Raw genomic sequence first — 21,867 nt, 5'->3', positions numbered from 1 at the left:
TCTCGATACTGGGGATGCCGCCGCACCGAGTCGAGGAGCTCCGCCTTGCCGGTCGATCGCGCCACCAAGCAAGCGTGGCTGATCTGGTCCACCGCCGTCGCCGTCTACGTCGCCGCCCTGTTCCACCGGACCTCGCTGGGCGTCGCCGGCCTGGAGGCCGGTGACCGCTTCTCCGTCGGACCCGCCGCGCTCGGCACGTTCACCGTGCTCCAGATCGGCCTGTACGCGCTCATGCAGATCCCCACCGGCCTGCTGGTGGACCGCTTCGGCCCGCGCCGCGTGCTCACCGCCGCCGCGCTGCTCATGGGCGCCGGCCAGACCCTCTTCGCGCTCGCCGACTCCTACCCGCTGGGCCTGGCCGCCCGCGCCGTGCTGGGCGTCGGCGACGCCATGACGTGGATCAGCGTGCTGCGCCTGGCCGCCGCCCACTTCCCGCCGCGCCGGTACGCCGTGGTGATGACGCTGTCGGCCGCGCTCGGCGGCGCGGGCAACCTCGTGGCCACGGTGCCGCTGACCCTGCTGCTCCAGCACGCCGGCTGGACGGCCACCTTCCTGGTCGCGGGCGTCGCGACCGCCGCGTACGCGGGCGTGATCGCCTGGCGGGTGCGCGAGGTGCCCGAGGGCGTGCCGCAGCCGGTGGCCGAGCCGGTGCCGCCGCGCGCGGTGGGCACGCGGGTCGCGGCGGCCTGGCGGGAGCCCAGCACGCGCCTGGGCTTCTGGGTGCACTTCACCTCGATGTTCACGCCCGCGCTGCTTAGCCTGCTGTGGGGCTTCCCCTACCTGGTCGAGGCGCAGGGCATGTCGTGGCCCGCGGCGTCGGCGGTGCTCAGCACGCTGGTGCTGGTGGCCGTGGTCGCCGGGCCGGTGATGGGCGCGGTGATCAGCCGGCACCCGGTGTGGCGGATGCCGATCGTCGCCGGCTACCTGGCCCTGGCCGTGGTCTGCTGGGCGGTGCTGCTGGGGTGGCCGGGCGGGGTGCTGCCGGCGCCGGCGCTGTACGCGCTGTTCGGCGTGTTGGCGCTGGGCAACCCGGTGTCCGGAGTGGCGTTCGCCCTGGTGCGCGACTACAACCCGCTGCACCGGGTGAGCACGGCCACGGGCGTGGCCAACGTCGGCGGGTTCGCCGCGATCACCGTCACCGCGCTGGTGGTGGGCGTCCTGCTGGACGTCGTCGAGCCGGTCCTGACCGCGCCGCAGTCCTACCGGGTCGCGTTCCTGTCGGTGGCGGTCGTGCTGCTGCTCGGCGTGTGGCGCACGGTGGTGTGGTGGCGCCGGGCGCGCGGCTCGGTGCTGGCCGCGCTGGAGCGCGGCGAGGCCGTGCCCGTGGAGGTGCGTCGCCGGCGCTGGGACGTGCTGGCCGACGCCTAAGATGCTCGGTCGTGTCCGCACCCTCTTCTCGCACCCCCGTTCCGCCCGGCCTCGTCGTGGTCGACAAGCCCGCCGGCATGACCTCCCACGACGTGGTGGCCAGGGTCCGCCGCATCCTCGGCACCAGGAAGGTCGGGCACGCGGGCACGCTCGACCCGATGGCCACCGGCGTGCTGGTGCTCGGCATCGAGCGGGCCACGAAGCTGCTGGGCCACCTGGCGCTGGACAGCAAGGCGTACCTGTCGACCATCCGCCTGGGCGCGAGCACGACCACCGACGACGCCGAGGGCGAGGTGGTCTCCACCGCCGACGCCGCGGACGTGCCCGAGGACGCGGTCCGCGCGGGCGTGGCGGTGCTGACCGGCCCGATCCAGCAGGTGCCCAGCGCGGTGAGCGCGATCAAGGTCGACGGCAAGCGGGCTTACGCGCGGGTGCGCGACGGCGAGGTCGTGGAGCTGCCGGCGCGGCCGGTGACCGTGCACCGGTTCGACGTGCTGTCGATCCGGCGCGAGGGCGCCACGACCGAGCTGGACGTGATGATCGAGTGCTCCTCCGGCACCTACGTGCGGGCGCTGGCCCGCGACCTGGGCGCCGCCCTGGGCGTGGGCGGCCACCTGGCCAACCTGCGCCGCACCCGCGTCGGCCCGTTCGACCTGCGCGTGGCCCGGACGCTGGAGGGGCTGGAGGAGTCGCCCGGCCTGTCCCTGGACCTGGACGCCGCCGTGGCGACCGCGTTCCCCCGCCGCGAGATCGCGCCGCGCGAGGCGGTGGCCCTCTCGCACGGTCAGCGCCTGCCCGCGGGCGGGTTGACCGGCACCTACGGCGTGTTCGGGCCGGACGGGCACGTGGTGGCGCTGGCCAAGGACGAGGGCTCGGTCACCAAGCCCCTGGTGGTGCTCACGCCCGCCGGCTGAGCGCCACGCCGGTGTCCCCCGTTGGTGGTGGTCGACCGCGCCGACCGGGCCTACCGTGGACGCCATGGCGAGATGGGTCTGGCCGGCCGCGGCCGGTGTGGTGGCCTCGGCCACCGGTGTGGCGATCAACGTGGCCACCGACTTGAGCGCGAACCCGGTGGCCTGGGTGGCGGTCGTGCTGCTCACCGCGCTGGGCGTGGTCGTGGCGATGCGCGTGCAGGACGGCCCCCGGCCGGCCGGGGGCCCCGCGCCGGCCCGGCCCCGGGCCGAAGTGCACAACAGCGTCAGCGGCACCGTGCACGGCGGCGTGGTGCAGGCGGGCGACCTCGGCTCGGTCACGGTCAACTCGCCCACGACGGTCGACCAGACCGCGATCGCCCGCGACGGCGGCACGGTCTACCAGGCGGGCCGGGACGTCAACCCGAACCGGTGAGGGCGGGACCGCGGGTCGGCGCACGCGACCGACGGTGGTCCGACCGGCCCATCTAGGCTTGCCCGCGTGCAACGCTGGCGAGGGCTGGACCACCGACCGGGCGGCTGGGGCCGCTGCGTCGTGACCATCGGCGTGTTCGACGGGGTGCACCGGGGGCACCAGGCGCTGATCGGCCGAGCCGTGGGCCTGGCCGCCGAGAAGCGGGTGCCCAGCGTGCTGATCACCTTCGACCCGCACCCGGCCGAGGTGGTCCGCCCCGGCAGCCACCCCGCCCAGCTCACCGGCCTGCACCGCCGCGCCGAGCTGGTCGAGGGCCTGGGCGTGGACGTGTTCTGCGTGATCCCCTTCACCCCCGAGCTGTCCCGGATGCCCGCCGACGAGTTCGCCCACGAGGTGCTGGTCGACCGGCTGCACGCGGCGGCCGTGGTGGTGGGCGAGAACTTCACCTTCGGCCACCGGGCCGCGGGCACCGTGGAGCTGCTGCGGGAGCTGGGCACGCGGTTCGGCTTCGTGACGGAGGGGGCCGACCTGGTGACCGACGACGGCGTCACGTACTCGTCGACCTACATCCGGGCCTGCATCGACGCGGGTGACGTGGCCGCGGCCGCCCACGCGCTGGGCCGCCCGCACCGGCTGGAGGGCATCGTGGTGCGCGGCGACGGCCGGGGCAAGGACCTGGGCTTCCCCACCGCCAACCTGTCCACCGCCCGCTTCGCCGCCGTGCCCGCGGACGGCGTGTACGCCTGCTGGTTCGTCGACGGCGACGGCCGGCGCCTGAAAGCGGCGGTGAGCGTGGGCACGAACCCGACCTTCTCCGGCCGGGAGCGGCGGGTCGAGGCGTTCGTGCTCGACGTGGACGAGGACTTCTACGGCCGGCGCGTGGCGCTGGACTTCGCGCACCGCCTGCGCGGCATGGAGAAGTACGACACCGTCGAGGCGCTGCTGGAGCAGATGCACCGCGACGTGGCCGACACGCGCGCGCTGCTGTCGGTCGGGGACGGCGCGTGACCGGGTGGGCCACGTGAGTGGATCCGCACTTGCCGGGCCCACCGAGCTGGCAAGATGCCGGTGACGTCGAGCGGGCTAGGAGAGGGCGCCGGTGGAGGACCACAAGATCGTCCAGCGCAACCTCGCGTTGCAGCGCGAGTGGTACGGGGAACCCCTGGGTGACCGGGTGCGCCGGTTGGTGGTCGCCTTCAGCGTCTCGCAGGCCCAGCTCGCCGACGTCCTGGGCATCAGCGCCCCCATGTTGAGCCAGGTGATGAGCGGTCGGCGCGCCAAGATCGGCAACCCCTCCGTGCTCGCCCGGATGATCATGCTGGAGCGCAAGGTCCTGACCCCGGACGTGGCGACCGGCGCGCCCGAGGCGCTCCAGCGGGCGCTCGACGAGGTCCGCGACTCCAAGCCGACGGTGAGCCGCGACTCGCTGCCGGTCAACGTCGCCGACGCCGAGGCCGTCGTGTTCCCGTACCTGCGCACCGTCGCGGACCGCCGCGAGCTGTCCCAGGCGGCGGACGTGCTGGGCGAGGACTTCCCGGGCCTGGCCGAGCTGCTGCGCCGGGTGGCGAAGGAACCGGCCCGCGACCGGTGACCCTCTTCACCGCCCTGTTCCCGCCCGAGGACGTGGTCGCCGAGCTGCACGGGGCCCTGCGCCCGGTCCGGCGGGCCCACCCCCGGCTGCGCTGGACCGACCCGGGCCGCTGGCACGTCACGGTCGGCTTCTTCGGCGACACCGAGCCCGCCGAGCCCGCCGAGCAGCTGGCCGGCCTGGCGGGGGTGACCGCGCCCGTGCTGTCCCTGCGCGGCAGCGGTCACTTCTCCCGGGGCGACGCCGCCGGGGTGCTGTGGATCGGGGTGGCCGGGCCGCTGGACGGGCTGGGCCGGGCCGCGGCGGGCGTGCCGGCCGACTGGCGTCCACATCTGACGGTCGCCCGCGGCGCGCCGCTGCCGCGGGTGGACTTCGTCGGTCGGGAGTGGACCGCCGCGGAGGTGGCGCTGGTGCTGAGCCGCCCCGGCGCGGACTACGTGGTCCTCGACCGGGTGCCCTTGACCACGCCGAACGGGTAGTCGTTCGCCACTGCTGGTAGCCTCGACAGTTGGGTTCGGCTGCGGTCCGCGGCGGCCGGCACCGACTACCCCGTGCAGGCGGGGCCTCGCGGAACGGAAAACAACAGCTAGGAGTAGCGGGAACGTGGCACTGACCACCCAGGAGAAGAAGACCATCCTCGCCGAGTACGGCGTCCACGACACGGACACCGGTTCCGCCGAGGCCCAGGTCGCGCTGCTGAGCAAGCGCATCGCCGACCTGACCGAGCACCTGAAGAAGCACAAGCACGACCACCACTCGCGTCGTGGTCTGCTGCTGCTGGTCGGCCGTCGCCGCCGGCTGCTCAACTACCTGCAGAAGGTGGACATCCAGCGCTACCGCGACCTGATCGGTCGACTCGGTCTGCGCAGGTGAGACGCGCCGGGGGGGAGTGATCACGACGATCACTCCCCCTTCGGCTTAAGCAAAAACAATTTCACGAGGGACGCACGCGCGGCGCATCGGGACGACAGTCCGCCGGTCCTCGGTAGTGGCCCCCTGGCGGTGAGACCAGGGGACTTCGATCGAAGACCGGCCTCGTCCGGACCGCGACCCGCGCCCTGGCGCTGCGGCCCCCATGCATGACGAGGAGTTCCACATCATGACGGACACCGAGGTCCACGAGACTTCAGCCGTGATCGACAACGGTCGGTTCGGCACCCGCACCATCCGCTTCGAGACGGGCCGCCTGGCCCGCCAGGCCGCCGGCAGCGTCGTCGCCCACCTGGACGACGAGACCATGCTGCTGTCGGCCACCACGGCCTCGAAGCAGCCGAAGGAGCACTTCGACTTCTTCCCCCTCACGGTGGACGTCGAGGAGCGGATGTACGCCGCGGGCCGCATCCCCGGCTCGTTCTTCCGCCGCGAGGGTCGCCCGTCGACCGACGCGATCCTGACCTGCCGCCTGATCGACCGGCCGCTGCGCCCGTCCTTCGTGGACGGTCTGCGCAACGAGATCCAGGTCGTCATCACGGTGATGAGCCTGAACCCCCAGGACCTGTACGACGTGGTGGCGATCAACGCCGCGTCCGCGTCCACGCAGCTGGCGGGCCTGCCGTTCTCCGGCCCCATCGGCGGCGTCCGGGTGGCGCTGATCGAGGGCCAGTGGGTGGCGTTCCCGACCCACGAGCAGCTGGAGAAGGCCGTGTTCGACATGGTCGTCGCCGGCCGCGTGGTCGGTGACGACGTCGCGATCATGATGGTCGAGGCCGAGGCCACCGAGCAGGTCACCGACCTGCTCGCCGAGGGCGCGCAGGCCCCGACCGAGGAGGTCGTGGCCGCCGGCCTGGAGGCGTCCAAGCCGTTCATCAAGGCGCTGTGCGACGCGCAGGCCGAGCTGGCGCGGGTGGCCGCGAAGGCCACCGGCGACTTCCCGACCTTCCCGGCCTACCAGTCCGACGCCTTCGAGGCCGTCGAGCAGGCCGCCGCGGGCGAGCTGTCCCAGGCGATGACCATCGCGGGCAAGCAGGAGCGCGAGGGCCGCATCGACGAGATCAAGGCATCGGTGCTGGAGAAGCTGGCCGAGCAGTTCGAGGGCCGGGAGAAGGAGGTCGGCGCGGCGTTCCGCTCGCTGACCAAGAAGCTGGTCCGCCAGCGCATCCTGCGCGACAAGGTGCGCATCGACGGCCGCGGCCTGACCGAGATCCGCTCGCTGTCCGCCGAGGTCGAGCTGATCCCGCGGGCGCACGGCTCGGCGCTGTTCGAGCGCGGCGAGACCCAGATCCTGGGCGTCACCACGCTGAACATGCTGCGCATGGAGCAGCAGATCGACTCGCTGTCCCCGGAGACGCACAAGCGCTACCTGCACCACTACAACTTCCCGCCGTTCTCCACCGGCGAGACCGGCCGCGTGGGCTCGCCCAAGCGCCGCGAGATCGGCCACGGCGCGCTGGCCGAGCGGGCCCTGGTGCCCGTGCTGCCCAAGCGCGACGAGTTCCCGTACGCGATCCGCCAGGTCTCCGAGGCGCTGAGCTCGAACGGCTCGACCTCGATGGGCTCGGTCTGCGCGTCCACGATGTCGCTGCTCAACGCGGGCGTGCCGCTGAAGGCGCCGGTGTCGGGCATCGCCATGGGCCTGGTCTCCGACGAGGTCGACGGCAAGACCGAGTACGTGGCGCTGACCGACATCCTGGGCGCCGAGGACGCGTTCGGCGACATGGACTTCAAGGTCGCCGGCACCAAGGAGTTCGTCACCGCGCTCCAGCTGGACACCAAGCTCGACGGCATCCCGTCCGACGTGCTGGCCGGCGCCCTGGACCAGGCCCGCGACGCGCGCCTGACCATCCTGGAGGTCATGGCCGAGGCCATCGACCGCCCGGACGAGATGAGCCCGTTCGCGCCGCGCGTGACCTCGGTGAAGATCCCGACGGACAAGATCGGCGAGGTCATCGGCCCGAAGGGCAAGATGATCAACTCGATCACCGAGCAGACCGGCGCCGACATCTCCATCGAGGACGACGGCACGATCTACGTGGGCGCGGCCGACGGCCCGTCCGCCGAGGCCGCGATCGACATGATCAACGCCATCGCGAACCCGCAGCTGCCGAAGGTGGGCGAGCGCTTCCTGGGCACCGTGGTCAAGACCGCGGCGTTCGGCGCGTTCGTGTCCCTGCTGCCGGGCAAGGACGGCCTGATCCACATCTCCAAGCTGGGCAACGGCAAGCGCATCAACAAGGTCGAGGACGTCGTCAAGGTCGGCGACAAGCTCCGCGTGGAGATCGCGGACATCGACCAGCGCGGCAAGATCAGCCTGGTGCTGGTCAACGAGGACGCGGACGCCGCCAAGGCCGACGCGCCCCAGGCCGACAACCCCGCGCAGGACGCCGCTCCGGCGGAGGCTCCCGCCCAGTGACGACGAGCGTCGACGGGACGGCCGCGGGTGCTCCGAGCACCCGCGGCCGTCCGCTCGGGAGGCGTCCCGGGCACCTCCAGAAGCCGGGCACCACGGTGAGCCTGGAGCGCGGCGACGCCGGTGCGACCGTGCGCCGCACCCTGCTGCCCTCCGGGCTGCGGGTGATCACCGAGCGCGTGCCGGGGGTCCGGTCGGCGTCGGTGGGCCTGTGGGTGCAGGTCGGGTCGCGCGACGAGCGCGCCGAGGTGGCGGGCGCCGCCCACTACCTGGAGCACCTGCTGTTCAAGGGCACCGCGAACCGCACGGCGGCGGCCATCGCGGAGGAGATCGACGCGGTGGGCGGCGAGCTGAACGCGTTCACCGCCAAGGAGCACACCTGCTACTACGCGCACGTCCTGGACGAGGACCTGCCGCTGGCCGTGGACCTGGTGTGCGACGTGGTCTTCGAGGCGCTGTGCGAGCCGCGCGACTTCGAGACCGAGCGCGGCGTGGTGCTCGAGGAGATCGCCATGCGCGACGACGACCCCGAGGACCTGCTGCACGACGCGTTCCTCGACGCCCTGCTGGGCGAGCATGTGCTGGGCCGCCCGGTGCTGGGCACCGAGCAGTCCATCGGGGCGATGGAGCGCGACGCGCTGTTCGGCTTCTACAAGCGGCGCTACGCGCTGCCGCGGATGGTGCTCGCGGTGGCGGGCAACGTCGACCACGCGCAGGTGCTGCGCCTGGTGCGCAAGCAGCTCGGCGCCCGGCTGGACCGGGTCGGCACGCCGGTCGCGCCGCGCGCGGGCCGGGCCCGCATCCCGGCGTCGCGCAAGCTGGTGCTGCACAGCGACGACACCGAGCAGGCGCACCTGATGCTGGGCGTGCGGGCGCTGGACCGGCACGACGAGCGCCGGTTCGCGCTGAACGTGCTCAACGCCGCCCTGGGCGGCGGGATGAGCTCCCGGCTGTTCCAGGAGGTGCGGGAGCGGCGCGGCCTGGCCTACCAGGTGTACTCGTCGGTGGGCCTGTACGCGGACGCGGGCACGCTGTCGGTGTACGCGGGCTGCCAGCCCGACCGGCTCGGCGACGTGGCGGGCGTGGTGCGCGACGTGCTGGCCGCGGTGGCGGGCGAGGGCCTGTCGGACGCCGAGGTGGCCCGGGGCCGGGGCCAGCTGCGCGGCGGGCTCGTGCTGGGCCTGGAGGACACCAGCTCGCGCATGTCGCGCATCGGCAAGGGCGAGCTGAACTACGGCGACCACCTGTCGGTCGAGCAGACCCTGGCCCGCATCGACGCGGTCACCGCGCAGGACGTGGCGGACCTGGCGCGCGAGCTGCTGCGGCGCCCCGTCGCCGCCGCCGTGGTCGGGCCTTACGATTCCGCCGATGATCTGCCGTCCCAGGTGCACGAGGTGATCTCTTGACTGTTCAGCCGCCGCTCGACCCCGCGAGCGGGTCTTCGGGGCCTTCGCTCGACCCCGCGAGCGGGTCTTCGGGCGAACCCCTCCGCGTCGGCGTGATCGGCGCCCGCGGCCGGATGGGCGCGGAGGTGGTCCGGGCGGTCGGGGCCGCGCCGGACCTGGAGGTCGTCGCGGCGGTCGACGCCGGGGACCGGTTGTCGGACCTGGCCGACGCGGGCGCCCGGGTCGTGGTGGACTTCACCAGCCCCGACGTGGTGATGGACAACGTCCGGTTCTGCGTGGACAACGACATCCACGCGGTGGTGGGCACCTCGGGGTTCGACGCGGGGCGGCTGGCCGAGGTCGCCGGGTGGCTGGAGCCGAAGCCGGGGCTGGGCGTGCTGGTCGCGCCGAACTTCGCCATCGGCGCGGTGCTGTCCATGCGGTTCGCCGAGCTGGCCGCGCGGTACTACGAGTCGGCCGAGGTCATCGAGCTGCACCACCCGCGCAAGCTGGACGCGCCCTCGGGCACGGCCGCGCACACCGCCCGGCTGATCTCCCGGGCCCGGGAGGCCGCCGGGCTCGGCCCGATGCCGGACGCGACGGCGCAGGAGGAGCCCGGCGCGCGCGGCGCGCTGGTGGGCGACGTGCGGGTGCACTCGCTGCGGCTGTCCGGGCTGATCGCGCACCAGGAGGTCGTGTTCGGCACGGAGGGCGAGACGCTGACGCTGCGGCACGACTCGCTGGACCGCACGTCGTTCATGCCGGGCGTGCTGCTGGCGGTGCGGTCGATCGCGGGGCACCCCGGCCTGTCGGTCGGGCTCGACGCGTACCTGGACCTGTGAGGTCTCGGCTGCCGTGAGGATCACCGCCCGGACCGCCGCGTTCCTGATCGCCGCCGCGCTGGCGGTGTACTTCGTGCTGCTCGGCGGTCGGGCGGTGCTGCTGCTGGGCACCGGGGACCCGGTCGGGATCGGCCTGGGCGTCGGCGTGCTGGTGCTGCCGCTGATCGGCGTGTGGATCCTGTGGGCCAACCTGCGGTTCGGCTTCACCGCGGAGCGGATGGCGCGGCAGCTCGCGGCGGAGGGCGGGCTGCCCGACACCTCCGAGCTGCCGCGCCGCCCGTCCGGCCGGGTGGAGCGGGAGGCGGCCGACGCGTGGTTCGAGCTGCGGCGGGCCGAGGCGGAGGAGCGACCGGGTGACTGGCGGTCGTGGTTCCGGCTGGCCCAGGCGTACGACCTGGCGGGTGACCGCGGTCGGGCCAGGGAGACCATGCGGAAGGCCATCGAGCTTTTCCAGGTGCCGACGAATCCGGTGTGAGCCACCTGGGTGAGATGCGGTTCATTCGGATTTTACGTTACTTCGCCTTTGATTCGACGGTGACTCTCCGTATCGTGGAGGGCGTGGCCAAGACCTGTCTGAACCTGAGGCTGACCGTTGCCCTCCTGGTGGTCCTCACCGCGCTGAGCACCGCCCTGACCTTCGCCTGAGCCCGTTCTCCCACCACACGAACGTGTGGTTGTGCGTGATATCGGCCGGCTGCCGGGTAGACGCGGTGGCATGGATCGATCAGCTGTGGAACGCCTCTACGACTGCGACGTCCTGGACCGGCACGGGTGCCCCATCGGTCCCGTCGCGGAGCTGTGGCTGGCCGACGGCCGCCCGCAGTGGGCCGCCGTGCGCGGTGCGGGCGGCACCACCCTCGTCCCCCTGCGGGGTGGTCAGGTCCGGGACCGCGGGCTCGTGGTGCCGGTCGAGCGGTACGAGGTCGACGACGCGCCCCGGGTCGACGGGCCGGACCTGTCCGACGCCGAGCAGGCCGACCTGTACGAGCACTACGGCCTGACGCTGCCCGAGCAGCGCCTGGAGCGCCACCGGCGCGGGGTCAGTGCACCCACCAGCCCGCGAGCGCCGCGGGCGACGCCGCCAGCACGCTGAACCTGGCGAACCGGCCGACCACGCCGGTGGAGACGAACAGCCAGGAGGACATGCCGGCGAGCCCCGCCAGCACGGTGGTGAACATGAACGGCGGCAGGCCGACCACCGAGCTGACCGCGTGCGTGCCGAACATCCAGTGCGGGTGCCGGTGGCAGCGCTCCCGCACCCACTCCAGCCGCACCCGCCACCGCTGCCGCCACGGCGACAGCGGCCGTTCGGGACTGCCCTCGCGCCTGAAGAACGCGGGCAGCCGCAGCGAGCCCCGCGCGGCCAGGAAGTAGAGCATCTTCCCCAGCACCTGGCCCACGGCGACCGCGAGCCCGATCCACCACCACGAGATGTGGGGCTGCTGGGTCACCAGGCCGATCACGAACAACTCGATGCTGACCAGCGGCAGCACCGAGGAGCCGAACGCCACGCCGAACGTCAGGCACAACCACCCCAGCACCAGGCCGAGGCTACCAACGGATCAGCCCGGCGGGGGTGGGGTCAACCCCCCGGAAACCCGAATTTCGCGCAACGGTCGCCCGCCTGCGTCCAGGGTGCGCACCGTGCCGTCGGGGTCCCACCCCGCCCGGCCGTAGAAGCCGACCGAGCTCCGGTCCGCCTCGGGCACCCAGGCGATCCCCCGACCGGCCCCGGCCTCCCGCAGCCGCTCGGCCGCCGCGGCGAGCAGCCTGCCGCCGTGCCCGCGCCGTCCCCAGCGCGGTTCCACCAGCACGCTGACCAGCGCCGTGGTGTCCGCGTCCGCGGGCAGCGAGCCGTCCGCGCGGGCGACCTCCGCCGCGGGCGCCGGGCCGGCCACGCAGAACCCGACCAGCCAGCGGCCCTCGGCGGCCACCAGCACCTGGCCGTTGGCCACCACCCCCGCCCACGCCCCCGCGGTCTCGGCCACGTCGATGCCGGCCAGGACCTCCTCGGGCAGCAGGTCCCGGTAGGCGGTCCGCCAGGTGTCCCGGTGGATGCGGGCGATCTCCGCGACGTCGTCGGGGGTCGCGGTGCGCACGGACGCGTCGGCCATGTGATCACCCTAGTGGGGGCCCGTTCCGGGCCGTCCGGGCACGTCGCCGGGGTGTCGCGGCACGAGGACCGAAATCCGCGTGATCCCGAGGGGGTCCGCGTGACAGCGTCTGCACGTGCGTTGGGCAGCGTTGGGCGTCGTCTACGTCGTGTGGGGTTCCACCTACGTGGCCATCAAGTTCACCATCGAGTCGATGCCGCCGCTGTTGTCGGCCGGGTCGAGGTTCCTCCTCGCGGGTGGTGTGCTGGCGCTGCTGGTCGCCTGGCGCGGCGGGATGCGGATGACGCCGCGGCAGTTCGGCACGGGCGTGCTGCTGGGCCTGCTGCTGCCCGCGTGGGGCAACGGGTTGGTGGTGCTGGCCGAGCAGTCCGTGGCGTCGGGGCTGGCCGCGCTGCTGGTGGCGTCCGTGCCGCTGTACGTGGTGCTGATGCGGCGGTTCGCCGGCGACCGGCCGCCGGCGGTGACGTACGCGGGCGTGCTGGTCGGGTTGGCGGGCCTGGCGGTGCTGCTGCTGGACGACGTGGGCCAGTCGTCCTGGTGGGGGCCGTGGGTGGTGCTGCTGGCGGCGTTCGGCTGGGCGTTCGGGTCGTTCCTGAGCGGGCGGCTGACCGGGCCCGCGAACCCGTTCGCGCTGTCGGCGGTGGAGATGCTGGCCGGTGGGGCGGCGCTGGTGGTGGCCGGGCTGCTGGCGGGGGAGCGGCTGTCGGTCGGCGAGGTGACCGCGTCGTCGTGGGCGGCGTGGGGGTACCTGGTGGTGTTCGGGTCGCTGCTGGCGTTCAGCTCCTACGTGTACGTGCTGGGGCAGTTGCCGCTGTCGACCGTGGCGACCTACGCGTACGTGAACCCGGTGATCGCGGTGCTGCTGGGGGTGTGGCTGGCCGACGAGCGGGTGGGGGCGTTCCAGCTGGTCGGTGGGCTGCTGGTGGTGCTGGCCGTGGTGCTGGTGGTGCGGGCGGAGCGGGCCGGCGCGTCCCGCCGGCGGGACGGGGACCGGGAGCCCGCGGGGCTGCGGCGCCGGGCGTGATCGGGATGTCGTACCCGGGTGGGAGCATCCGGTGGTGCAGACGATGAGCGCAGACGTCGCCCGCCGGATCGCGTTGGGCGCGCAGGGTTTCGCCGATCCGCGACCGACCGGTGAGCCCACCCGGCGGCACCTGGCGAAGGTGCTGTCGCGGGTGCGGTTGTTGCAGCTGGACTCGGTCAACGTGGCCGTGCGGGCGCACTACGCGCCGGTGTTCAGCAGGCTCGGCCCGTACTCGCCCGCGCTGGTCGACGAGGCGGCGTGGGCGCACAGCGCGCGGCGGCCCCGGATGCTGGTGGAGTACTGGGCGCACGAGGCGAGCCTGGTGCCGGTGGAGGACTGGCCGCTGTTCCGGTCCGGGGCCAAGCGCCAGGGGTGGTGGAAGGGGACCACCGCGCTCGCCGCCTCCTCGCCCCGGCTGGTCGAGGACATCCTCGCGGTGGTGGGGGAGCTGGGGCCGATCGGGGCGGGCGCGATCGAGAAGGCGCTGGCGGGCGGGGTGGCGCGGCGCCGGGACCACTGGGGCTGGAACTGGTCCGAGGTCAAGCAGGTCTGCGAGTACCTGTTCGGGGAGGGCGTGCTGACCACGGGGTCGCGGCGCGGCTTCGAGCGGCTCTACGACCTGACCGAGCGCGTGCTGCCGGCCGAGGTGCTGGCCCGGCGGGTGTCGCCGGAGGAGGGCGCGCGCGAGCTGGTGGCCCGCGCGGCGACGGCGCTGGGCGTGGCGACCGAGCCGGACCTGCGCGACTACTACCGGCTCGCGCCCGAGCGCAGCCGGCAGGCCGTGCTGGAGCTGGTGGAGGCGGGGGTGCTGGAGCCGGTGGCGGTGCGGGGGTGGCCGGCGCCCGCGTACCGGCACGTGGCGGCGCGCGTGCCCCGGCAGGTCGTGGGGCGGGCGCTGCTGTGCCCGTTCGACCCGCTGATCTGGGAGCGCGCCCGCACCGAGCGGATCTTCGGCTTCTTCTACCGGATCGAGATCTACGTGCCGGCGGCCAAGCGCGTGCACGGCTACTACGTGTTCCCGTTCCTGCTGGACGGGCGGCTGGTGGGGCGGGTGGACCTGAAGGCGGACCGGGCGGCGGGGGTGCTGCGGGTGCAGGCCGCGTACGCGGAGCCGGGGGCGGACGTCGCGCGGGTGGCCGTGGAGCTGGCCGGCGAGCTGCGGGCGATGGCGGACTGGTTGGGGCTGGAGCGCGTGGACGTGGCCCCGCGCGGCGACCTGGCGCCGACGCTGGCGGCGGTGGCGCGCTGACATCGATCGGGTGACAGATAATGACATCTGTCAGCTGTTGGGTGATACTTGTTCCATGACTGCCATCCCCCAACGCCACCTGGGCACGTCCGGTCCCGCCGTCTCCGCGCTGGGCCTGGGCTGCATGGGCATGTCCGACCTGTACGGCCCGGCGGACGAGGTCGAGAGCATCGCCACCATCCACGCGGCGATCGACGCGGGCGTGAACCTGCTCGACACCGGCGACTTCTACGGCATGGGGCACAACGAGCTGCTGATCAACCAGGCCCTGCGCGACCGCAACCGGGACGACGTGCTGATCAGCGTCAAGTTCGGCGCGCTCCGCGACGCGGACGGTGGCTGGCACGGCAACGACGCGCGGCCCGAGGCGGTGCGCAACTCCCTGGCCTACACGCTGCGCAGGCTGGGCACGGACCACGTCGATGTCTACCGCCCGGCCCGCCTCGACCCGGCCGTGCCGATCGAGGAGACCGTGGGTGCCATCGCCGAGGAGGTCCGGAAGGGCCACGTGCGGCACATCGGGCTGTCCGAGGTGGGCTCGGAGACCCTGCGCCGCGCCCACGCCGTGCACCCGATCGCGGACCTCCAGATCGAGTACGCCCTGATCACGCGGGGCATCGAGAAGGACATCCTGCCGACCGCGCGCGAACTGGGCATCGCCGTCACCGCCTACGGCGTGCTGTCGCGCGGGCTGATCTCGGGCCACTGGACGGCGTCGCGCGAGACCAAGGACTTCCGGGCGGTGTCCCCGCGCTTCCAGGGCGAGAACCTGGACCACAACCTGTCCCTGGTCGAGTCCCTGCGCGGAATCGCCGCCGACAAGGGCGTCTCGGTCGCCCAGTTGGCCATCGCCTGGGTCCTGTCCCGGGGCGAGGACATCGTCCCCCTCGTCGGCGCCCGCCGCCGCGACCGCCTGACCGAGGCGCTGGGCGCGCTGGAGGTAACCCTGACCGACGCCGACCTGGCGGCCATCGAGTCGGCCGTCCCCGAGGACGCGGCGGCGGGCGACCGCTACGCGGCGCTCCAGATGGCCCACCTCGACAGCGAGAGGTGATCGCGCACAATCGACGCACCACCCGCGATCGGCGAGGAGCACCACCGTGGCGGACGCCCTGACCGCAGAGACCATCCTCAGCGCGACGGAGGACGTCCTGCGCCGCTACGGCCCGGCCAAGGCGACGGTCGTGGACGTGGCCCGCGCCCTGGGCGTGAGCCACGGCTCCGTCTACCGGCACTTCCCGACCAAGTTCGCGTTGCGCGAGGCGGTCACCCAGCGGTGGCTCGACCGCGCGCACGCGGGCCTGTCGGAGATCGCGACCTCCCGCGAGCCCCCTCCCCGGCGCCTGCACTCGTGGCTGGCGGAGCTGTTCGACGCGAAGCGCCGGAAGGCGCTGGTCGACCCGGAGCTGTTCGCGACCTTCACCGTGCTGGTGGGGGAGAGCAGCTCCGTGGTCGCCCTCCACATCGCCGGGATGGTCGACGACCTGACCGGGATCATCACCGACGGTGTGGCATCGGGCGACTTCACCGCGCGCGACCCCCGGTTGGCGGCCAGGGCGGTCTTCAGCGCCACGGCCCGCTTCCACGACCCGGCGCACGCGGGGGACTGGTCGGACCCGGCGATCGAGATGGTGTTCGAGGCGGTGGTGGAACTGCTGGTGGCGGGGCTGCGCTCCGAAAGGTGACCGGCCCACGACGCCGGTGGTGGTGCCCCTGGGCTTCCGGTCCTGGGCTTCCGGCACGCCCTCGGGTCGAGCGGGGCCCCCGACCTCGCGGCCCGGGGGAGCCCGGTGGCGGTCACGGGCGGCCCGTCGGCCGTCCGGGCGGTGTTCTCGGTGGACGTCGTCCCGGCGCGGTGACTCGTGGTGGTGTCCCCTCGTGGCGGGCATCGCCACCACGGCACGGCCTGGCGGAGCCGCCACCGATCAGCGGTGGTGGCCCTGGCCATCCCGGTCCTGCTCCCCGCCCCGTGCCGCATTTCCACCACGGGGTTCCCCACCCGGGCAGGGCCGTAGCATCGCGCCGGTGACCACGGCGCGGGCGGCAGCGGAGCGGTACCGGTCGAGCGTGCGGGGCTGCCTGCTGGGCGGCGCCGTCGGCAACGCGCTCGGCGCGCCCGTGGAGCGGTGGTCCGCCGACCGCGTCCTGGCCGCACGCGCCACGGGCGGCGTCCGGGACTACCCGACCGACGGCCCGCTCCCGCCGGGCTCCATCACCGCCGACACCCAGCTGGCGCTGTTCACCGCCCAGGGCCTGATCCGCGCGGGCATCCGCCGTGACCGGGGGATCGGCCTCACCGTCGCGGTCGTCCACGAGGCGTACGACCACTGGCTGGACACCCAGCTGCGACCCGAACCTGCCCCCGACGCGGTCGGACCGCTGGGCCGGCAACCGTGGCTGCACCAACGACGAGACCCGGGCCGCACCACCCCGGCCGCCCTGACCGCCAACCGCCGCACCGGCCCGCGCCACGGCCACCGGGCGGACAACGACTCCAAGGGCAGCGGGGCCGTCACGAGGGTCGCCCCGCTCGGCCTGCTGCCACCGGACGGCGCACCGGACCACTGGTTCTTCACCTCCGCGGCCGACGTCGCCAGGTACACCCACGGCCACCCCACGGCCCGGCTCGCGGCGGGGGCGCTGGGGTCGATCGTCCACCGGTTGGTGGGAGGTGCGGACCTGGACGAAGCCCTGGACGCCGCGCTGGACCTGCTCGCCGGCCACGAGGGTCATGAGGAGACCACCGCCGCGCTGCACCGGGCCAGGGCACTCGCTCGCGGCACCCGGCCGGGCACGGCGGGCTCGGCAGGCGCAGCGGGCTCGGCAGGCACGCCGGGCACGCCAGGCACAGCGGGCTCGGCAGGCACGGGAGACACAGCGGGCCTGCCAGGCGCAGCGGGCGCGGTCGGCATGGCAGGCGCGGCGGTCGCAGCGGGCGTGGCGGGCCCGGCAGACGCGGTGCACCTGGCGCACGTGGCGAACGCGGTGGCCGCTGGAGCACTGGGCACCGGCCGCGTGGCCGAGGAGGCGCTCGCCATCGCGGTCTGCGCCGCACTCACCGCCCCCGGCCCGCAGGACGTGCTCGACGCGCTGTCGATCGCCGTCACCCACCCCGGCGGCACCGCCGCCACCGGCGCCGTCTGCGGCCAGCTCGTCGGAGCCCGGCACGGCGAGACCGCGCTGCCGCCCGAGCTGGTGTTCCGGCTGGAGGGCCGGGGCACCGTCCTCGAACTGGCCGACGACCTGGCCTTCGAGTTCACCCGGTCCGAACGCCTGCACGGCGACTACGGCCCGGAAACCGGCTGGCGGCAGCGCTACTCCTGAAAGCGCGGCCGCCCGCCCCCGCCCGAACCGCGTCCCGCCTACGCCGTCGTCGCCGTGGTCACCAGGGCGGTGCCGGTGCCGGTCCGGCCGGTGATGAAGAGGTTCGGACCCTGCTCCGGCGGCGTGGCCGACACCTCCAGCTCCGACCGCGCCGTCCCCGAGGTGGACGCCAGGTCGACCTCCGCCGCCACCCCCGGACGAACGCCCACGCGCACGTCGCCCGCCCCGGTGCCCATCTGGAGCCGACCGGAGGCCGCGTCCGCGACCGTCACGTCACCGCTGCCCGTGCGCACCTGCACGTCGTCCTCGACCGCACCCAGCCACACGTGGCCGGTGCCGGTGTAGAGGACCGCGTTCCCGCCGATCGACGACACCTCGATGTCGCCGCTGCCGGTCTTCACGTTCAGCCCGCCCAGCACCGGGCCCAGCCGCACCTTGCCCGCCCGCGAGTCCACCTTGGCGCGTGCCCCGACCTGGTCCGCGGTCACGTCGCCGCTGTCGGTCCGGATCTCCAGCTTGCCCGCGGACCCGAGGACCGTCAGGTCCGCCGAGCCCAGCTTGGCCCTCACGTGCGACCCGTGCGGCGCCCGCACGACCACGCCGAGCGGCGCCGCGCGCAGCGGCAGCGCCTGGGACGAGCGCACGGTGAGCCTGCCGTCCGCGAACTCCACCCGCGCGTCGCGCACCGCCTCACCCGGACCGGCCGGCTGCGCCCGGTCCCCGAACTGGTCGTTCACCCAGGTCAGCAGGTTGGACAAGCCCGCCGTCCAGGACTCGCCCGGCGCCTCCTCCTGCCGGACCTCCACGTGCACGCCCGGCTCGTCCACCAGGTGCACCCGCACCCGGCCGGCCAGCAGCGCCACGTCGATCTCCACCACGCCCTCGGCGTCGAACCCCTGTTGCCGCACCACGTCGGACTCCACGGTCCTCCCCCTCAGCCCTGTACCCAACCGCGCACGCGCGACGACGAGCCGCCCTGCGGGTCCTTCGAAGAATGCGACGACGACGCCGACCACCCCTTGTGGTGACCGCGCCGCCCGCCGACCGCCCCCTGCACGGCCTGGGCCACGAACGTGTTCAGCGACATGCCCTGCGCCGCCGCGGCCTGCTCCGCCTTGGACTTCAGCTCGTCGAGCAGGCGCAGGGTGATGCGCGTGGCGTCACCGGCGGTGGGCCGGGGGACCTCCTGCGGTTCCGGCTCCGGCTCCGGGGCGTGACCGGGGGCGCCGGTGACGACCACCTGCACGTCACGACCGTCGAGCCGCACGTCCACCACCGTCCCGTCGAGGGCGGCGGTGACCTCGGCGGCCAGGTCGGACAGGGCGTTCATGAGCGCCAGCCGGGCGGCCGGCTCCAGCGCGGCGGACAGCAGGGCGGCGGTGCGCCGGGTGCTGTCGTCCCCGGCGGAGGCGGCGGTGGCGAGGTCCTCGCGCAGTGCTGCGATGTACGGCGACAGATCCATGACACCACCATGGCGTCATCGGTGACGCCTGTCAAGGAAAGTGGTGTCAAGCTTGCTGTCGTCGGTGATGTCAGCGGGGACGCTCAAGGGCCAGGACGAGGTCGGTTAGGGTTCGGGCATGGCTCAGACCGCGTCGCCGAAGGTGCAGTTGATCGCGAAGACGGAGTTCTTCCCCCCGGCGGACGTCCCGTGGTCCACCGACGCCGACGGCGGCGAGGCGCTCGCGGAGTTCGCGGGCCGCGCCTGCTACCAGTCCTGGGGCAAGCCCAACCCGGCCACGGCCACCAACGCGGGCTACCTGGAGCACATCCTGGAGGTCGGCCACCTGTCCGTGCTGGAGCACGGCTCGGTCAGCTTCTACCTGACCGGCATCTCCCGCTCGCTCACCCACGAGCTGATCCGGCACCGCCACTTCTCCTACAGCCAGCTCTCCCAGCGCTACGTCCCCGAGCGCGACGCCGCCATGGTCGAGCCGGACGTCATCGCGAACGACCCCGAGCTGCACGAGCTGTTCCTGAAGGCCGCCCAGGCGAGCGTCGACGCCTACAACGACCTGCTCAAGGGCCTCGAAACCAAGTTCCAGGACGCCCCGAGCGCCACCCTGCGCCGCAAGCAGGCCCGCCAGGCCGCCCGCGCGATCCTGCCCAACGCCACCGAGACCCGCATCGTGGTCACCGGCAACTACCGCGCCTGGCGCCACTTCATCGCCATGCGCGCCACCGAGCACGCGGACGTGGAGATCCGCGCCCTCGCCGTGGAGTGCCTGCGCCAGCTCCAGAAGGCGGCGGCCAACGCGTTCGCGGACTTCGCGATCTCGACCCTGCCCGACGGCACCGAGGTCGCCTCCAGCCCGCTGGTCACCGAAGGATGAGGCGGCTCGTCGTCGACGTGCGGCCGGGCGAGTACACGATCTCCCGGCTGCCCGCGGACGCGCCCGTCCCGGCCGGACTGCTCGACCTCCCCGGCCTGGTCAGCGTCACCCGCACCCCCGACGAGCTGTCGATCGTGTGCCCGAGCGACCACGCCCCGGGCGTCGACACCGGAGCCGACACCGGCACCGGCACGGACACCGGCATCGGGGCCACGACGCAGCCCGGCTGGCGCCTGCTGACCGTCCGCGGCCCGCTGGAGTTCACCCTCACCGGCATCATGGCCGCGCTGTCCGGCGAGCTGGCCGCGGCCGGTGTGAGCCTCTTCGCACTGTCCACGTACGACACCGACCACCTGCTGGTGAAGGCCACCGACCTCGGTCGGGCCGTGCAGGCGCTGCGCGACTCGGGGCACGAGGTCACGAAACCGTGAAACCGGATCGGGCCGCTCGCGGTCTGGGTTACCGTTCCGCCCGATCCGGGGCCGGTGTCGAGGAGTCGCGTTGAACAGTCCACAGAGCGTGCAGCCGCGCGTCATCGCGGGGCGCTACACCCTGCTCGCCGAGCTGGGGCGCGGCGGCATGGGCGTGGTCTGGCGCGCCCAGGACACCGTGATCGGCCGCCAGGTCGCGATCAAGGAGCTGCACCTCCCCGACGGCATCGCGCACGAGGAGCGCCGGGTGCTGGAGGAGCGGGTGCTCCGCGAGGCGCGCACCGCGGGCCGGCTCAACGACCCCGCCGTGGTCACCGTGTTCGACGTGGTGGTCGAGGGCGGCATGACCTACATCGTGATGGAGCTGGTCGAGGCCGCCACGCTGTCCGAGCTCATCGGCAGGCACGGCCCGATGCCGCCGGACCGGGTGACCTCCATGGCGGTCCAGGCGCTGACCGCCCTCGAATCCGCCCACCAGGCGGGCGTCGTGCACCGCGACGTCAAGCCGGGCAACCTCATGGTCACCGGCAACGGCCGGGTCAAGCTCACCGACTTCGGCATCGCCCAGGCCGTCGACGACCCGCGCCTGACCACCAGCGGCAGCCTCATCGGCTCGCCCGCCTACATGTCGCCGGAGCGCATCCACGGCCACGAGGCGTCACCGGCCTCCGACCTGTGGGCGCTGGGCGCCACCCTGGCCTACGCGGTGGAGGGCGTGAGCCCCTACGAGCGGTCGTCCACCGCCTCCACCCTCCACGCGATCATGAACGAGCCGCCGCGCCTGACCAGGGCCCACGGCGCGCTCGGCGCGGTGATCACCGGCCTGCTGATGCCCGACCCGAACGCCCGGCTCACCGGCCCGCAGGCCCGCGCCATGCTCGAACGGGCCGTCGCCCAGCCCACCCCGCCCACGGGCTTCGGCGCACCGCCGCACACCGCCCGGTACACGCAGGTCACGCGGCCGAAGAAGACCTGGCTCAAGCCCGCGCTGATCACCGGCGGCGTGCTCGCGTCGGTCGCGCTGCTGGTCGCGGGCGTGTTCCTGGGCCGCTGGATCTTCACCGACCCCCCACCCGCCGCCATGGCCCCGACGATCTTCTTCGGCCCCGGCGGCTCGATGTCGTCGAGCCAGCTCAAGGTCAGCAGCAGCCGGTGCGGCGACAACCACCTGGAGCCCAACACCACGGTCAACTACGCGGACTGCGAGAAGGACCACCGGGTCGAGTTCTTCGCCTCCGGCAGCCCGTTCGGCTCCTCGGGCAAGCGCGCCTACCCGGGCCAGGACTGGCTGCGCGACTACGCCGAGGACTTCTGCACCCTCCACTTCGTCTCCGACGTGGTGCCGCTGGAGGGCAAGGAGGACCGGCTCGCCTACGCCGCCCTCGTGCCGACGCGGGGCGAGTGGCGCGAGGACCCGAACAAGTCCGACGAGGGCACCCGCGAGGTCGGCTGCGTGCTGTGGAACAAGGACCGGACGGAGCTGACCGACCAGGTGTCCGTCGAGTAGGTAGGTTGG

At 73.7% G+C, this 21,867-nt stretch carries 24 protein-coding genes; 20 read left to right on the top strand and 4 right to left on the bottom strand.

What is annotated here, in order from left to right:
• Positions 1-45: 45 nt before the first annotated feature.
• The 12 genes from ACFP3R_RS24840 to ACFP3R_RS24785 all read left to right on the top strand — a co-directional run bounded on the left by ACFP3R_RS24840 (position 46) and on the right by ACFP3R_RS24785 (position 10,969).
• Positions 46-1,368, top strand: a complete 1,323-nt coding sequence (locus ACFP3R_RS24840) for an MFS transporter (RefSeq protein WP_380638796.1) — start codon at positions 46-48, stop codon at positions 1,366-1,368.
• Between the two features lie 11 nt (positions 1,369-1,379).
• The gene (gene truB, locus ACFP3R_RS24835; protein WP_380638795.1) at positions 1,380-2,282 is read left to right on the top strand and encodes a tRNA pseudouridine(55) synthase TruB; all 903 of its coding nucleotides are present in this window, start codon (positions 1,380-1,382) and stop codon (positions 2,280-2,282) included.
• Positions 2,283-2,346: 64 nt separating this feature from the next.
• Positions 2,347-2,715, top strand: coding sequence for a hypothetical protein (locus ACFP3R_RS24830; RefSeq protein ID WP_380638794.1), 369 nt, complete (start codon positions 2,347-2,349; stop codon positions 2,713-2,715).
• Between the two features lie 66 nt (positions 2,716-2,781).
• Entirely contained in the window at positions 2,782-3,723 is a 942-nt protein-coding gene (locus ACFP3R_RS24825; RefSeq protein WP_380638793.1) for a bifunctional riboflavin kinase/FAD synthetase, read from the top strand.
• Positions 3,724-3,814: 91 nt separating this feature from the next.
• Positions 3,815-4,306, top strand: coding sequence for an XRE family transcriptional regulator (locus ACFP3R_RS24820; protein WP_380638792.1), 492 nt, complete (start codon positions 3,815-3,817; stop codon positions 4,304-4,306).
• The gene (locus ACFP3R_RS24815; RefSeq protein ID WP_380638791.1) at positions 4,303-4,782 is read left to right on the top strand and encodes a 2'-5' RNA ligase family protein; all 480 of its coding nucleotides are present in this window, start codon (positions 4,303-4,305) and stop codon (positions 4,780-4,782) included. Before ACFP3R_RS24820 ends, ACFP3R_RS24815 begins: the two co-directional genes overlap by 4 nt.
• A gap of 124 nt (positions 4,783-4,906) precedes the next feature.
• A complete protein-coding gene (rpsO, locus tag ACFP3R_RS24810) occupies positions 4,907-5,176 on the top strand; it encodes a 30S ribosomal protein S15 (protein WP_073899540.1) in 270 nt (89 codons plus the stop codon).
• Positions 5,177-5,402: 226 nt separating this feature from the next.
• Positions 5,403-7,652 (top strand): polyribonucleotide nucleotidyltransferase, encoded by a 2,250-nt coding sequence (locus tag ACFP3R_RS24805; RefSeq protein WP_380638790.1) that lies wholly within the window; start codon positions 5,403-5,405, stop codon positions 7,650-7,652.
• A gap of 95 nt (positions 7,653-7,747) precedes the next feature.
• On the top strand, positions 7,748-9,055 hold the full coding sequence (locus ACFP3R_RS24800; protein WP_380638809.1) for a M16 family metallopeptidase: 1,308 nt from the start codon (positions 7,748-7,750) through the stop codon (positions 9,053-9,055).
• Between the two features lie 92 nt (positions 9,056-9,147).
• Positions 9,148-9,876 (top strand): 4-hydroxy-tetrahydrodipicolinate reductase, encoded by a 729-nt coding sequence (gene dapB, locus ACFP3R_RS24795; protein WP_380638808.1) that lies wholly within the window; start codon positions 9,148-9,150, stop codon positions 9,874-9,876.
• Between the two features lie 19 nt (positions 9,877-9,895).
• Positions 9,896-10,351 carry a tetratricopeptide repeat protein gene (locus ACFP3R_RS24790; protein WP_380638807.1) on the top strand — a complete coding sequence of 152 codons (456 nt, stop codon included), beginning with the start codon at positions 9,896-9,898 and terminating at the stop codon, positions 10,349-10,351.
• Between the two features lie 240 nt (positions 10,352-10,591).
• A complete protein-coding gene (locus ACFP3R_RS24785; RefSeq protein ID WP_380638789.1) occupies positions 10,592-10,969 on the top strand; it encodes a hypothetical protein in 378 nt (125 codons plus the stop codon).
• Here the strand turns inward: ACFP3R_RS24785 and ACFP3R_RS24780 are convergent.
• Positions 10,917-11,417 (bottom strand): hypothetical protein, encoded by a 501-nt coding sequence (locus ACFP3R_RS24780; RefSeq protein WP_380638788.1) that lies wholly within the window; start codon positions 11,415-11,417, stop codon positions 10,917-10,919. The genes ACFP3R_RS24785 and ACFP3R_RS24780 overlap by 53 nt on opposite strands.
• A 21-nt stretch (positions 11,418-11,438) precedes the next feature.
• The gene (locus ACFP3R_RS24775; protein WP_380638787.1) at positions 11,439-11,990 is read right to left on the bottom strand and encodes a GNAT family N-acetyltransferase; all 552 of its coding nucleotides are present in this window, start codon (positions 11,988-11,990) and stop codon (positions 11,439-11,441) included.
• 115 nt (positions 11,991-12,105) lie between these two features.
• On the opposite strand from ACFP3R_RS24775, the gene ACFP3R_RS24770 reads away from it, so the two are divergent.
• The 5 genes from ACFP3R_RS24770 to ACFP3R_RS24750 all read left to right on the top strand — a co-directional run bounded on the left by ACFP3R_RS24770 (position 12,106) and on the right by ACFP3R_RS24750 (position 17,587).
• A complete protein-coding gene (locus ACFP3R_RS24770) occupies positions 12,106-13,014 on the top strand; it encodes an EamA family transporter (protein WP_380638786.1) in 909 nt (302 codons plus the stop codon).
• A 43-nt stretch (positions 13,015-13,057) separates the two neighbouring features.
• Positions 13,058-14,263: a winged helix-turn-helix domain-containing protein gene (locus ACFP3R_RS24765; RefSeq protein ID WP_380638785.1), complete on the top strand. Its 1,206-nt coding sequence runs from the start codon at positions 13,058-13,060 to the stop codon at positions 14,261-14,263.
• A 55-nt stretch (positions 14,264-14,318) separates the two neighbouring features.
• On the top strand, positions 14,319-15,317 hold the full coding sequence (locus ACFP3R_RS24760) for an aldo/keto reductase (protein ID WP_380638784.1): 999 nt from the start codon (positions 14,319-14,321) through the stop codon (positions 15,315-15,317).
• A gap of 46 nt (positions 15,318-15,363) precedes the next feature.
• Positions 15,364-15,948 carry a TetR/AcrR family transcriptional regulator gene (locus tag ACFP3R_RS24755; RefSeq protein WP_380638783.1) on the top strand — a complete coding sequence of 195 codons (585 nt, stop codon included), beginning with the start codon at positions 15,364-15,366 and terminating at the stop codon, positions 15,946-15,948.
• A 340-nt stretch (positions 15,949-16,288) separates the two neighbouring features.
• Positions 16,289-17,587 carry an ADP-ribosylglycohydrolase family protein gene (locus tag ACFP3R_RS24750; RefSeq protein ID WP_380638782.1) on the top strand — a complete coding sequence of 433 codons (1,299 nt, stop codon included), beginning with the start codon at positions 16,289-16,291 and terminating at the stop codon, positions 17,585-17,587.
• Positions 17,588-17,625: 38 nt separating this feature from the next.
• Here ACFP3R_RS24750 and ACFP3R_RS24745 read toward each other — a convergent pair whose 3' ends face one another.
• Positions 17,626-18,510: a DUF4097 family beta strand repeat-containing protein gene (locus ACFP3R_RS24745; RefSeq protein WP_380638781.1), complete on the bottom strand. Its 885-nt coding sequence runs from the start codon at positions 18,508-18,510 to the stop codon at positions 17,626-17,628.
• An 11-nt stretch (positions 18,511-18,521) separates the two neighbouring features.
• Complete coding sequence (locus ACFP3R_RS24740; protein ID WP_380638780.1) at positions 18,522-19,049, bottom strand: toxin-antitoxin system HicB family antitoxin; 528 nt, start codon at positions 19,047-19,049, stop codon at positions 18,522-18,524.
• 118 nt (positions 19,050-19,167) lie between these two features.
• On the opposite strand from ACFP3R_RS24740, the gene thyX reads away from it, so the two are divergent.
• The 3 genes from thyX to ACFP3R_RS24725 all read left to right on the top strand — a co-directional run bounded on the left by thyX (position 19,168) and on the right by ACFP3R_RS24725 (position 21,858).
• Complete coding sequence (gene thyX, locus ACFP3R_RS24735; protein WP_380638779.1) at positions 19,168-19,920, top strand: FAD-dependent thymidylate synthase; 753 nt, start codon at positions 19,168-19,170, stop codon at positions 19,918-19,920.
• Positions 19,917-20,351 carry an ACT domain-containing protein gene (locus tag ACFP3R_RS24730; protein WP_380638778.1) on the top strand — a complete coding sequence of 145 codons (435 nt, stop codon included), beginning with the start codon at positions 19,917-19,919 and terminating at the stop codon, positions 20,349-20,351. The genes thyX and ACFP3R_RS24730 overlap by 4 nt, the downstream gene beginning before the upstream one ends.
• 70 nt (positions 20,352-20,421) lie before the next feature.
• Positions 20,422-21,858: a serine/threonine-protein kinase gene (locus tag ACFP3R_RS24725; protein ID WP_380638777.1), complete on the top strand. Its 1,437-nt coding sequence runs from the start codon at positions 20,422-20,424 to the stop codon at positions 21,856-21,858.
• Positions 21,859-21,867: the final 9 nt, after the last annotated feature.

The organism is Saccharothrix lopnurensis (assembly GCF_042658445.1).
Lineage (GTDB): Bacteria > Actinomycetota > Actinomycetes > Mycobacteriales > Pseudonocardiaceae > Actinosynnema > Actinosynnema lopnurensis.
The sequence above is the reverse complement of the archived record's forward strand: the minus strand, read 5'-3'. Positions and strand labels throughout refer to the sequence as shown.